Origin of the sequence: Acetobacter sp. AC2005, from assembly GCF_037901235.1 — a bacterium.
Taxonomy (GTDB): domain Bacteria; phylum Pseudomonadota; class Alphaproteobacteria; order Acetobacterales; family Acetobacteraceae; genus Acetobacter; species Acetobacter oryzoeni.
The window spans coordinates 712,492-725,357 of the sequence record NZ_CP149625.1 but is presented as its reverse complement, the minus strand read 5'-3'; the positions used below and the strand labels follow the sequence as shown (position 1 = coordinate 725,357).

General features: G+C 56.2%; 12 protein-coding genes. 7 read left to right on the top strand and 5 right to left on the bottom strand.

Translation table 11 applies throughout. From position 1 onward, the window contains the following. Window positions 1-27 precede the first annotated feature (27 nt). Window positions 28-714 (bottom strand): YoaK family protein, encoded by a 687-nt coding sequence (locus QQM41_RS03415; protein WP_128104938.1) that lies wholly within the window; start codon window positions 712-714, stop codon window positions 28-30. 840 nt (window positions 715-1,554) lie between these two features. Here QQM41_RS03415 and QQM41_RS03410 point away from each other — a divergent pair. From QQM41_RS03410 to QQM41_RS03400, 3 genes are all read left to right on the top strand, one after another. Further along, the gene (locus QQM41_RS03410; RefSeq protein ID WP_339077705.1) at window positions 1,555-2,505 is read left to right on the top strand and encodes a hypothetical protein; all 951 of its coding nucleotides are present in this window, start codon (window positions 1,555-1,557) and stop codon (window positions 2,503-2,505) included. Between the two features lie 93 nt (window positions 2,506-2,598). Beyond that, complete coding sequence (locus tag QQM41_RS03405; RefSeq protein WP_128104940.1) at window positions 2,599-2,991, top strand: DUF805 domain-containing protein; 393 nt, start codon at window positions 2,599-2,601, stop codon at window positions 2,989-2,991. 110 nt (window positions 2,992-3,101) lie between these two features. Next, window positions 3,102-3,533, top strand: coding sequence for a hypothetical protein (locus QQM41_RS03400; protein WP_339077704.1), 432 nt, complete (start codon window positions 3,102-3,104; stop codon window positions 3,531-3,533). Window positions 3,534-3,647: 114 nt separating this feature from the next. Here QQM41_RS03400 and QQM41_RS03395 read toward each other — a convergent pair whose 3' ends face one another. Both QQM41_RS03395 and QQM41_RS03390 read right to left on the bottom strand, forming a co-directional pair. Beyond that, entirely contained in the window at window positions 3,648-4,148 is a 501-nt protein-coding gene (locus tag QQM41_RS03395) for a CHRD domain-containing protein (protein WP_050819295.1), read from the bottom strand. Between the two features lie 221 nt (window positions 4,149-4,369). Next, entirely contained in the window at window positions 4,370-5,194 is an 825-nt protein-coding gene (locus QQM41_RS03390; protein ID WP_339077703.1) for an META domain-containing protein, read from the bottom strand. 248 nt (window positions 5,195-5,442) lie between these two features. Between QQM41_RS03390 and QQM41_RS03385 the strand changes: the two genes are divergently transcribed. The 4 genes from QQM41_RS03385 to QQM41_RS03370 all read left to right on the top strand — a co-directional run bounded on the left by QQM41_RS03385 (window position 5,443) and on the right by QQM41_RS03370 (window position 10,963). After that, on the top strand, window positions 5,443-6,852 hold the full coding sequence (locus QQM41_RS03385; protein ID WP_339077702.1) for a Hint domain-containing protein: 1,410 nt from the start codon (window positions 5,443-5,445) through the stop codon (window positions 6,850-6,852). A gap of 338 nt (window positions 6,853-7,190) precedes the next feature. Then, window positions 7,191-7,568 (top strand): hypothetical protein, encoded by a 378-nt coding sequence (locus QQM41_RS03380; RefSeq protein WP_003626226.1) that lies wholly within the window; start codon window positions 7,191-7,193, stop codon window positions 7,566-7,568. Window positions 7,569-7,630: 62 nt separating this feature from the next. Then, on the top strand, window positions 7,631-8,320 hold the full coding sequence (locus tag QQM41_RS03375) for an invasion associated locus B family protein (RefSeq protein WP_339077701.1): 690 nt from the start codon (window positions 7,631-7,633) through the stop codon (window positions 8,318-8,320). 426 nt (window positions 8,321-8,746) lie between these two features. After that, window positions 8,747-10,963 carry a TonB-dependent siderophore receptor gene (locus tag QQM41_RS03370; protein WP_050819300.1) on the top strand — a complete coding sequence of 739 codons (2,217 nt, stop codon included), beginning with the start codon at window positions 8,747-8,749 and terminating at the stop codon, window positions 10,961-10,963. Between the two features lie 83 nt (window positions 10,964-11,046). On the opposite strand, the gene QQM41_RS03365 is transcribed toward QQM41_RS03370, so the two are convergent. Together QQM41_RS03365 and QQM41_RS03360 are read right to left on the bottom strand one after the other, a co-directional pair. After that, the gene (locus QQM41_RS03365; RefSeq protein ID WP_339077700.1) at window positions 11,047-11,577 is read right to left on the bottom strand and encodes a cytochrome c; all 531 of its coding nucleotides are present in this window, start codon (window positions 11,575-11,577) and stop codon (window positions 11,047-11,049) included. A 4-nt stretch (window positions 11,578-11,581) separates the two neighbouring features. Further along, window positions 11,582-12,832, bottom strand: a complete 1,251-nt coding sequence (locus QQM41_RS03360) for an FAD-dependent oxidoreductase (protein ID WP_128104947.1) — start codon at window positions 12,830-12,832, stop codon at window positions 11,582-11,584. Between the last annotated feature and the right edge of the window lie 34 nt (window positions 12,833-12,866).

The window sequence follows — 12,866 nt, the reverse complement described above, 5'->3', positions numbered from 1 at the left end:
TTTTGTCGCAAATGGGTGGGGTAGTGTTCAGGGCGGCGTGTTATGGGCTTCGGCGCGGGCTATATCCAGATACAGTAAAATCAGTAAGGGCAGGGGCCAGATAAAGGGCAGCGGCACATGCCATGCCATGGCAAGGGTGCCACACAGTGCCCCAGCCGCAAACCCCAGCCAGGAAAGCCCCGGCAACAAAGCCGCCCCCGGTGGTGGGGGTTTAACAGTGCTGCCCGGCCAACGCGCCGCCAGTAATGTTGCCAATGCCGAGGCACATTTGAGCAGGTTGCTGGTGATCACAATGGTTTGGATAGCACTGCCAGAAAAGCGGGCTATCGTTTCCCCCTGCACGGCCATAAGGGCGGGCAGCAGCACAAGGGCCAGCGTGCGGTGCCACGGCGTAAGCATGGCAATTTGCGTGGCCCCCAGCAGCACGCCCACACAGGCTATGCCAATGGCTGCCTGCCAGCGCAACCGCGCCAGAGTGGCCAGCATGGCCACCACAAAAAACGTGCCCAAAATACCCAGCAACATAAAGGCATGGGGCCAGATACCCCCAACAAGGGCGGCGGCCAGATGGGTTGTGTTGCCTGTCATGGCGGAGGCAAACAGCCCGCCCAGATACACAAAGCCCAGCGCATCTACATACCCGGCCAGAAGGTCCAGCACTAAAATGCGCCGCGCAGAAACCCGCACGGAGGAAGGAGGAGAAAGCTCAGCCATATTCACCCATCAGCATACAGCGCCCTTACGTAAAATCCACCCGCTGCATAAATGTATGGAAATATGAAATAGGGTGTGTGAGATGGGCGGTCCGTTTGGAAGGAAGGCTTTTTCTAATTTCAGGTCATAAATTGTTTTAAAATTGATTGCACTAAGTATTGAATCTGTTTACGTTAAGTATAATGGGTATTTGACGGCTCATCCCGCATAGGACAGGGTGGGAAGGGTGTCTCCGAACTTTCAAAACGAAGCAAGGAAAGCCAACCCTTCCCACCCTGTCCTATGCGGGATGAGCAAGTCTTTTCTTTTTTGTTTGAAGTGAAAGATTCAGTATTAGATTTCATTTTATTGGTCCTAAGGGAAAAATTAAAAGACGAAATCGCCTTCCTTCCAAGTGATATATTACCAGAAACAGAAAGTGATTGCATTATATATTTGTATATTGTTGCAATTATTTTTGCGATTTCTTTATGTAAAAAACTAAAGTCTTATATAAGAAAAAGGTAGGCTCTAAATGATCGCATTTCATGAACGTGCAGGTGCGGGCCTTACAAGGGTTATAGTCAACTCTGCTGGGCGGAATAAAAGAGTACTGTAGGTGTCCCTGTGCATGTTTGTACTCGGGACTGCCAAGGCGGCTTTTATCTGTGTGGGAAAACCTACAATCATAGTCTTAATAATTGTATGATGCTCGCATCTGCACAGAAATGGGGGTGGCCGTGGGTGTGGATATCATGCATCTATGCGCAAGTTTATGCGGCATGGCCCGTGCGGCGGGCCTTGCTGGCTGGTGGGGTTTTTCCGTATTCTGCGGCCAGACCAAAGCAAGGAACAAAGTAGATGTTGGGATTCCGTCCTGTTTTTCTGGCGTTGGGGGCCTGCACTGCCCTGTTGGCCGCGCCCCCGGCGGCTTATGCGGCGGAGAAGAACCCTCATTACGGGCTGCAGATTATGAAGATGCGCCCCGGCCCACCGCCCATGACAGCCGCCACAGCCGCCCCCGGCATTTTGGATTACGATGGCATACCCACCGTATTGGGCACAAATGCGGCCAATGTGGGCGGGCTGATGTATTTTTGCTACCACAACAAGCTGATAACAGACACTACGGTGAAAAAGCTGGGGCGCGAGTTGTCTGAACTGCCAGATGTCAGGGCCTCGTCCGATTACGCATGGGGTGGCATTGGCATGCTGCGCCTTGGCCCGGACCAGATGTTTGATACCCGCACCCTGAACCGAGACCAGCGCGAGGCCGTGTGCTCCCGCACAGCCCTTATGGGGCCAGACCTGCTAAAGGCCGCCCGCAATGGTGATGCCGCACCGGGCATAGATAACCAGCGTGCCTCGGATGAAAAACCCAGATGGCCGTCTGAACCCCCGCCGCCTATCCGCGCACCTGTGGCCACTGCGGCGGCTGTTCCGGCGGGTGTGGCTGCTACGCACCGGGTTTCTGCCCCTGCGCCTGCGGTTTCCGCCCCTGTTGCGCATGTGGCGGCACCACGCCCGGCTGTATCTGCGCCATCTGCTCCGGCTTATGTGGCCCCGCGCGCCGTAGCGGCCACGCCGCATGTGGCAGCCCCTTCTGCCCCTGCGCCGCAGGTTGTTTCTGCGCCGCCACCGGCTGTTATGGCCCCCACACCTGCGCCAGCACCCAAGCCAGTGCCCTATACGCCGCTGCCCTCGCAGCAGGCCATTCAGGATGAAGTGGCCCAAAAGGCCGAAGCGCGGGAAGCCGCAGCACAGGCCGAATTTGCCCGTCAGGCCGCAGCGCAGGCAGGGGCGGTGCGGTAATACGCGCCAACCACAGCCCAACACACACGCAGGCCCGCTGGCAGCAATGCTGGCGGGCTTTTGCGTTGCGGGCCTTGCAGAAAGGGGGGAGCCATGTCTGTTTTGATAGAGCAGTTTAAACAAAGTTTTAAGTACACAGGCCGCCTGTCTGTTTCCGATTATCGGATATGGAGCGCATGGCTGCTGCTTCTATTTATACTTACATATATTGCACATTTATATGCAGTGTATGTGCTTGATAATTATGCAGGCTCTTCCATAAATGCCGTAACTGGCGTGCATATGTTTTATGCTGCACTTTTACTTGTATATGTGTTTCTCATGTTTGCCATTACATCTGCTTTGGTCAGGCGGCATCATGATCTGGGGCGCAGTGGCTGGTTTTCTGTTTTGTGGTTTGTTCCATATATAGGCGTGGGTTATTGGATTTACCTTTTATGCGCCAAGGGCACGCCAGGCCCCAATGCCTATGGGCCGCCCGTATAGCCAACGCCGCTGTATTCTGCCTTGGCCCACATTCCGCCACTGTTTGCAGGTTAGTGTGGTGGTGTTGAACAAAGCTGCTGCCATATCTATTTGCTATAGAAGTTTGGCAGATGCCTGTCCCAAACCGGCAGGCGCTAGAAAAGACGGATAAAAGAATGCGTAAGATTGTAACCCTTGGCCTAGCAACCCTTATGGCCGCCACCATTGGCACCGCCGCAAACGCCAGCGAACCGGGCGGCTGCCTGAAATACGGCGCAGCCGGTGCTGTGGGTGGCCATGTGGCCAACCATCATGGTGTGCTGGGTGCGGCGGCCGGGTGTGCTGCGGGCATGTATCGCCGTCATGAATACCGTAAGGAAGCCCGCGCCAAGGCTGCGCTGTATGATAAGGAACACCCCGGCGCAAAGGGCACCTATCAGCAGAAAGCCACGGCGTATGATGTGGAACATTCCACCACACCGGGCACCATGCAGCCCAACCAGCAGCCTAACGCTGCCCCGCAGGGTGGTGAAGCCCAGCCAGAAGGCGCACAGCACCTGTAATACGCTGCGTTTTATGCCCGTTATGAGGGCCTGAAACGCAAAGCGGCCCCGCTGCCAACACCCCAGATACGGGGCAAGGCGGCGGGGCCGTTTTTTTATGCGCGGGTGTTGGGCTTAGGTGTGGTTGGGGTCTGCGTGGTCTGTCTCACCATTGTAGGGAGATGTCAGCTGCGCGCGGGCTTCACCCTTGGGGTAGGCGGCGGTGTGCAGGTTGAGGTACATCTTGCCATCATGCAGGGCTTTTTCCTGCTCTGCGGTTAAAATGGCGGTGCCAGAAAACGGGCTTTTAAAGGGGCCTTTCAGGGTGATCATATGGTCTGCTTCCTGCCCCGGGTCTGCCGGGCCATGAAAATGCGCCACCGTAACCGGGCCGCTTAGCCCATCCCACGTAATGGTATAGCGCAGCTCATGCGTGGAAGGAAAAAACACGGCATCCACCTTGCCGGAGGGGTGTGATGTGGCGCTGTGTTCTGCTGTAAAATCACCGCCAAAGCGTTCGCTGCGTTCAGCATGGGCGGTAGAAACCAGCGTGCTCACAGCCGCCGGGGCCACCGTAACGGCAAGCGTGACGCCCAAAGCCACCTTGCAAAACACTTTTTTGCTGGCTGAAATCATACGAAAGCGCCCTTTCAAACATAACAAAGATATCTGTGCGATATGCCTATAACGGCCCGCTTGGGCACAGGTTCCTGCGCTATCATGCGGGCAAGGGCACGTATCTGCGCCACATGCGGCCACTATAGGGCCGTGCAGCGGGGTGTGTTAGCCCGCTGCTTCTCACGCTCGCGTGATGGGCAAACGGCCCAACACATGCCCGAACCCGCCGTGCGGAAAAGTTAAAACACCTGCCGCAAACGGATGGTTTTGCCGCCAGAGGTTTGCAGCACAAGGTGTGTGCCATCTGTTGTCCAGCCAATTACGCTGTTCAGCAGCGGGCGGAAGGTGTTGGCAATATCGTTCTGTTTGCCGGGGCAGGCCATCAGCGTGCTAATGCCGCCTGCGGGCATGGGCTTTACGCTGCCCTTTGGCCCAAACACCAGCCCGCCCACATAGCGGTTGCAGCCATCCGAGCCAGAAATCTTGCCCGTATCGTTAATATCCAGCGTGGGGGCAAACATGTCTGCCGCCGGGTTGGGGTTTTCATCCGTGGCGCTGTCACCCGTATCGGGCACAAAATTGCCGCCGCGCAGCCTGCGGCCATCCATGGCGGTGACCACCCAGCGCGTATCGTTCAGGCTGGTGGGGGGCACCAGCACACCGCCGCACCCGTGCAGGGTTTTGGTGGCGGAGGTAAGGGTGACGGTATCTGTAAACACCTGCCCGGTCATGCTATCTGTGCAGGCAGATGCGGTAAGGGCGGCTTTGACGTCCGATGCCTCATAATACCGGGTACCGTTTTCAGAATAGGCGTGGCGGATCACGCGGGCCATGCGCGGGCCATCCGGTGTTTCAACAGAAAGCGCGCCATCGGCCAGTGTCATGTTCCAGAAGGGCTCGTTCCCGCGCGCTTCATACACCCCTTTGGGGCCGGTGGCGGCCACCGGGGTTTCCTTACCCTCTGGCGTGGTGGTGGTGCGGGGTTCTGCACAGCCAGCCAGCGCCGCGCCCGCAGCGCACAGCGCAAAAAGGCCGGGGCGGAAAAAGGGGGCGGAAAAGCGCATGGCCGGGTGTCCTTCTACTTCAGTTGCCCCTTGGCAGCACAGGCACGCCGGGCAGTGGAAAATGCGTGCCTGTATCTGTGCCGCATAATGCCAGAACTGTTAAGGGGCATGTATGCCACGTGCGGGCCAGTGCCGGGCGTTTTTAGGGGTGCGCTGGAGCAGCCGTTGGGGTTAAGAATCATTTGACACAAAAATGGGATAAGATATACCTAACAACAAATTTTTCTCAACAATTTCCGCAAGAGTTTATGGTTATGGCTAGAGCATCCACTATCCCTTCATCAGGAGACTACATCCTTAACTTTGCGATCGTAGACTCAAAGGGAAACGTATCTAACATTCAAAATAGTGTTGAAGTAACATTCAATAGCAAAACCAGTTTCACTATTGATGGCACAACCTATACCTATAACTATACTTGGGGTGCAAAAGGTTCTGAACAAATCATATTGGGTGATACGGCAGGTGGGTATTTTCTATTAACAGATGCATCTGTTAATATACCAGACTATACATATACGAATTATTCAATGGGCAACAGCTCTATCAATCATTGGCAAATCAATGGAACCGATGGAACAAGCTCATCAGTTACGTTCCAAAATCGTGATTTTGTTCCCTGCTTTCTTGCAGGCACAGAAATCTCGGTAAACGGCGTTACCCGCAAGGTTGAAGATCTGGCGGTGGGTGACCGGATTGACGTGCTTGTAAACGGCAAGACAGAGCAGAAAACCGTAACATGGGTTGGCAAATCAACCAGCGTTGCTGCACCTTTTCTGCCCCTAGATATGGCAGGGTACCCGGTGCGCATTCTTAAGGATGCGCTGGCAGAGGGCGTGCCTTTCAAGGATATGCTTATTACGCCAGAGCACTGCCTGTATCTGAACGGCTGCTTTGTGCCAGCACGTATGCTCGTAAACGGTCAGTCCATCTTTTATGATCAGTCCTTCACATCTTACGACTATTACCACGTTGAAACCGAAGATCACGCCATCATCACCGCAGATGGTGTGCTGACGGAAAGCTATCTGGATACTGGCAACCGCCGCAGCTTCCGCCAGAGTGGTGATGTGGTTGCCATGCCGCGCAGCCGCAATCTGACATGGGATGATGCCGCAGCCCCCCTGAATGTCTCCCGCGCTTTTGTTGAGCCCTTGTTCCAGCAGTTTCGCGCACGTGCACAAGGCATGGGCCTGCCGCTGCGCACAGAGGCACCGGTTGTAACACATAAGAGCAACCTGCATCTGACAGCAGGCAATGGCCGGGTAATGCGCCCACTGCGCACGGAAAAAAATTACGCGCTGTTTATGATCCCCGCTGGTATTGAAACGGTTTATATCCAATCCAACACCAGCCGCCGGAATGAGGCGATAGGGCCGTTTGTGGATGACCGCCGCAATCTGGGCGTTCTGGTGGGCAATGCCACCATATGCGAGGGCAACACAACGCGCACTCTCACATCCTATCTGCAGGATGAAGATCTGGCAGGGTGGAATAATGTGGAGTTTTACCCCATGCGCTGGACAGAGGGAAATGCCTGCCTGCCGTTGGGCCACAGAAAACCGGGCACGGTAGCGCTGCTCGCGCTCCAGATTCTGGAAGCCGGCCCTTATATTGTGAGCAATGCAGAGCCAGAAGAAACCGCGCTGCGGGCCTGATGGTATCACCCTGCTCCATATTCTGGGGCAGGGTTTTTTATAGCGTATTCTATTTTAGTTTTTGCTTGCCCGTGCGCTCAAAACCGGGGTGTTTCCGCCCTTAAGCGCACGCTCTGCTTTAAAAACAGGCAGAAAACCCCCATATCACACCACAGCAGCAAGCCGCACACTGGCTAAGTGCAGCCGTGCACGCGCCCCGGTTGCATGCACATGCACAGTATGGGAGGAGGAGGGCAGGCCTTACCAAAGCAGCCCCATGCCCAGCCCAGCGGATACACCCCCAAGAAGCTGCCGCGCAGGAATGGCGCACAGAGCGTAAAGATGCAGAATAGAGAAGCATGAAAATACAGGGTTACAACTTTTTTTGCGATATGCCGGATGATGCGCGCTACCTGCGCCGTGCCCAGCCGGATGAGCGGTTTATTGAAGAAAACATGATCTTCATTCTGCCAGACAGGCTGCGCAAGTTCCGGCGCAATTTGTGGCATGTGCGGCGCAACCCCGGCCCGGTGCATATTTATGTGCCTCTGTTTAGGGTGGAAACTTTGTTGGAGAGTGATCCCCTGCCGCCAGAATACGGTCCCCCGCAGGATGTGTTTCCGTTTTACACCCACACCACCCGCAGGCGCGGCCGCGCGCTGGATTACTACGTGCTGTTTATCTTTAGGGATAAGGAATCCTACGTGCGGTGTAACGCCGCCTTGCCCGTACCATAACGGCGCAGGGGCAACCCATTGCAGCATGTGCTGCGCATAGTTACACAACAGGAGTTTCAGGCATGGCCCAGCAGCGTTTTTTAAAAGTGCATTTTGCGCGGGCAGGGCTTTTGGCGGCCTGTTGTGCTGTGGCCGCCCTGCTGCATGGCCCGGCACAGGCCGCCACCAAAGCGCCGGATGCAGATACAACGCTGCTGGATACGCTGCATGATAAAGGCCCCGTTGGCCCCACGCAGGCAGGTATTCCGCAGATAGACCGTAAAAGCGGGGTGATTGAGCATTGGGGCTGGCAGTGCAATTTTAACAGCACCACCAACAGGCCGTTTGTGTGTGGCGTGCAGCAGAACTTTCAGTTGAATGATGTTCAGCACCACGTTGTCAGCACTATTGGCAGCATGCAAATTGCGCGCGCCGTGCCACCCAACAGCACAGCCCGGCTTGTTGATGCGCCATACAAAATTATCCTGCGGGTGCCGCTTGGCCTTTCATTAAACAAACACTCCTTTCTGGGGGTGGATAACGCGCCCCCCGTGCCGCTGGAATGGCAATATTGCGATAATAAAGGCTGCGTGGGGCTGGCCGCCTTTACGCAGGAGCTAATGGACGCCCTGCGCCGGGGCAGCATTGGCCACCTGATGCTGGCCAAGCGTGATGCCGGCGTGCTGACCATAAACTTCCCGCTTGGCGGTCTGGCCCCGGCGTTGGATGCAGCAGATGGCTGGGCCAGCAAGGATGGCGGGGTGTCTCCTTAACGCCACAGTTGCAACTGCAATCTGTTCTCATGCGCAAATTTTAGAGAGCAGCCTTTCCGTGTTTTTCCCATAGGGCGGAGGGGCTGCATGTGCCCGTTTGCAAGCAATAAAGCCCGCCCAGCCAAGCCGTTTTTCAGCCCTTGTGGGGCGCTGTGTTGCGGGCGGGATGTCTTGCCAAAGCCCCTGAATATTAAAAGATAGTTTATAAAACATCCGCCCATATTTTGGGGCCAAATACAGGCTGCGCGCGCACCTGTTTTGCATGGCATGACCTGCGCATTTACGGCCCCCAAAACCACCCCCAAACCCGCTATATAACGGCAGAAAACCGCAGAAATCTGGCTATCATTTGGTCTTGCAAATGATTCTCAATGTTGGTAACTGCCCACACCTCAGATCAGCAGGAACCACGGGGTAAAAACGGGTATGCACCGCAACAAGGTTATTTTTTGTGCGCTTCCCCTTACATTTTTCATAAGCGGTAAGGTTCTTGCAGCAACCCGGACATCCACATCCGGGCAGCCTCAGCAGGTGGGGGCAACGGCAGCAAAACAGGGTAAGGCCGCCAACAAGGCGCCAACATCCGCCGTGCATGTTGAAGGGGTGGAGGTGCGCGCGCACAGGGCGTCCACCATGGCGTCTTCCGCCACCAAATCCAACACACCGCTGATTGAAACAGCGCAGTCTGTAACAGTAATTACGCGCGATGAAATGGATGTGCGCGGTGTGCTCAGCCTTAATCAGGCCATACGTTACGCGGCGGGCATTACGTCAGACCTGCGCGGCGGGGGCGTGGGCACGCGGTATGACCAGTTCATGCTGCGCGGCTTTACCGTACCCACCTTTCTGGATGGGCTGAAGGTGCAAAGCAGCCCCACCGGGTACGCCACAGCGCAAACAGATACATCGCGCCTAGATAGGGTGGAGGTGTTAAAAGGCCCGGCATCTGCCCTGTATGGGCAATCCAGCCCCGGCGGGCTTGTGGCCCTTTCCAGCAAACTGCCGATAGACAAACAGTTTTACGGAGATATCACCACCACGGGCGGCAGTTTTGATCTGTACCGTGTGGATGCCGATGTAGGTGGTTATGCCACCAAGGATGGTTCCGTGCAGTATCGGCTGTACGGCACGGTGAATGGCCAGCACAGCCAGCTTGCGCGCACGGGCAGCCGCCGTTTTTCCATAAGCCCTGCCTTTACCTTTGGCGCCAAAGGCCCCACCACACTTACCCTGCTGGGCAATTATCAGTATGACCCCGAAAACGGCACCTATGGTGGCGTGCCGCTTGTGGGCTCCCTCAAACGTGCCTCATACGGTTACCTGCCACGTAACTTTTATGATGGTGACGTGCCTTTTGAAAAGTTCAACCGCAGGCAAGGTGGCATCACCTATATCCTGAACCACAAGTTTAATGATGACTGGAGCTTTAGCACCCGCGGTCGGTATGATGATATCAAAACCATCTATCGCAGCGTGTATGATGGCGGCTATTATGATACAGACCCCACAATGCTTGCCCGCTCTGCCTTTGGCACCAACGAGCACACGCATAATCTGGCGTTTGATAGCCAGTTCAAGGGCCATGTGCGCACCGGGCCTGTAACGCATGACATGATGTTCGGGTTTGATTACATGCAGCAGAGCGCATCAGAAGTGGGTTATTATGCCTCTGCGCCCTCTCTGAACGTGCTGCACCCCGATTACCACATGACCATGCCCAACATGAGCAGCCCGTATATGAGTTACCAGACGGATTCACACCAGATTGGCATGTACGCGCAGGATGAACTACGCTGGAAAGGCCTGATTGTAACAGGCAGTTTGCGGAATGACTGGTACAGATCCCACCAGATGAACTATATCAGCCACACCGGCACCAGTGAAAGCCCGCGCCAGATTACGTGGCGTGCATCTGGCCTGTATCATTTTGATTTCGGGCTTGCGCCTTACATCAGCTATTCCACATCCTTCCAGCCGCAATCTGGCATTGTGTCCAACAATGGGGGGCAGAGCTTCCGGCAGGCAGATCCCTCCTTGGGCAAACAGCTTGAAGGCGGCGTGAAGTATCAGTTCCCCGGCACATCCGTGCTGCTTACGGCTGCGGGCTTCCATATCGAGCAAACCAACGTGCTGGTGGCTGTGGGCAATCTGGGCTACAATACGCAAAGTGGCAAGGTGCATTCAGATGGTTTTGAATTTGAAGCCCACGCCCAGCCATATAAAAACCTGATGATTACCGCAGCCGTAAGCGTGCAGAAGGTAAAGGATGATTCCACCGGCAAGCCGCTTATGCAGTCTGGCAAGGGCAATGCTTCTTTGTTTGCCTATTACACCATGCCCAAAGGGGTGATGAAGGGTTTTGGCTTTGGCGGTGGCCTGCGTTATTCCGCTCCAAGCTATGGGGGGCAGGCCTCCTACGGCAGCGTGCATGTGCCACAATACACGGTGTTTGATGGCTCCATCGGGTATGATCTGTCCAACCTTTCACCCTCCCTGCGTGGGTGGAGCGTGGCGGCCAGCGTGCGTAACCTGTTTGATAAAAAGTATATCGGCAACTGCATGGCCTATGCCTCTTACGGGCAGGAATGGTGCTATTATGGAGAGCGCCGAAATGCCCAGGGCAGCATTGGCTTTAAATGGTAAGCCATACGCTTTGTAAAACAGGCCAAAATGCCTGATACATTTTAAAAACCCCGCCCACATAAACCAGTGGGCGGGGTTGTTTTTTACCGTGTGCGCGGGGCCTTGCCCGGTTGCGCCGCTTTTACAGGCGGCAGCGCATTGGGGGCGGGAAACACCATTTGCGCCAAGCGGTTTTCATCCGCCGGTAGGGGTGTGTGCCCCGGTTCCGTGCCGTTTTCACGCAGCAAAAACGCCATTACATCTATGTTGTCCTGCGGGGGCAGGGTGCCCGGTGCCATCAGCGGCATGGCGTGGGTGATGTAAGCGTACAGCTTGTTCAGCGGTGTGTTGGCCCAGCGTGCCACAAACAGCCCACGCAGGGGCGGCATATCATGCGCGCCTTCCAGCGCTGCACCGTGGCACATAGCGCAGGTGCCTGCGTAAAGCTGCGCCCCGTGGTCTGCCTGCTCTGCGGTAAAGCTGGGTGCTGTGGGGGCGGGTGGCGTTGCAGAGGCATGGCGCGGGGCGGCAAGGGCTGCGTGTGTAGTGGCCGCAAGCCCGGTTACGGCCAACAGTGCTGCGCAAAACCCTTTGGCCTTTTGGGTTTGTTTTGCAAAAATGGGGTGCTGTGCCATGCCGTTATCCTCTGCGGGGCCGAAAGCGGGAGAACAGATCTTCAAACACGGCCACGGCCTGTTCGGCCTCCGCGCGGTTGGGCTGTTCCATACTGTTGCCCACACCTTCCAGTTCCCCCAACCCGGAAAGGTTGACACCCTGCACCATCAGCCCATCGGATTTGGAAAGCATGGCCGCACCCTTGTAACGCACGCCATAATTGGCCGCCGGTTGTGGCGGCAGCCACGCCGTTTGCCCGCGCACGGGAATAAGAGATTTATCACCCCACAAATCTCGCGCCGCATAGCCGGTGCAGTTAAACACCACACGCTCGGGCAGGTCTGCCAGTTCTGATGGGCTGTGGAACTCGCGTATCTCAATCCGCCCGCCAGCCTGATAGAAGTCAGAAAGCAGGGCGTGGCCGAACGCGCCAAAATTGTAGATCATAATGGGCTTGCGCCGCGCATACGCTACGGGAAAGGGATTATCCGCCCCGGCCAGAAGCTCGGCTGCGGGTATAATATCCTTTATCCTGTCTGCATATTTGGCAAACTCGGCCTCGCTTTGCGGCATACCGGTAGAGGCATAGGAACCTTTGCTAATGTCGGGCGTAGGTTCGGTATGGTCGGCCTCATCCGGTGGGGTGTCAGAGAGAATGTAATTGTCTCTAAAATCTACCGGGTTGCCGGGCAGGCCCAGATATTCCCGGTAGGTTTGCCACGAATACCGGGCCATGCGCTCCCACGTGGCGGCAAAATCTGGTGTGGCGGCGGTTATCAGCGCAATGCGTGAATCCGGGGTCCAGCTGCCATTGGCCCGAACAGAGCGCGTATGCGGCAGCATGTCCCGCGCATAAATGGTGACGTTCATGCCCGCGCGCTGGGCGGTTAGGGCGGTGGTAAGGCCAATAATGCCGCAGCCAATAACGGCCACGCGTTTTTCCATCAGCGGGGCGGCGCGTTCCACCGCCATGGCGGCAGACCCCCATGAAAGAGACCACCCGCTGCCGCCGTGCCCATAATTGTGCACCACAATTTTATCTGCCACCGGCTCTATTTCCAGCCGAGGGCCAGCGGGGCGGAAGGGGCGCAGGCACACCTTAATGTCCATTATCTGGTCTGCATGTACGCGGGCGGGCGTTAGGGCTGGCACGGTGCCGGGCAGCGCGGTGCGGCCCATGGCCTGTGCGGCCTCTGGCACGCTGGCCCAGCTTTTGCGCCCGGCGGCCAATGCGCCGGCAGCCAGAGAAGCGGCAAAAAGGTTTCTGCGTTTCAAAAGGTCTGTCCTCTATACGGTTTCTGTTTTGTCG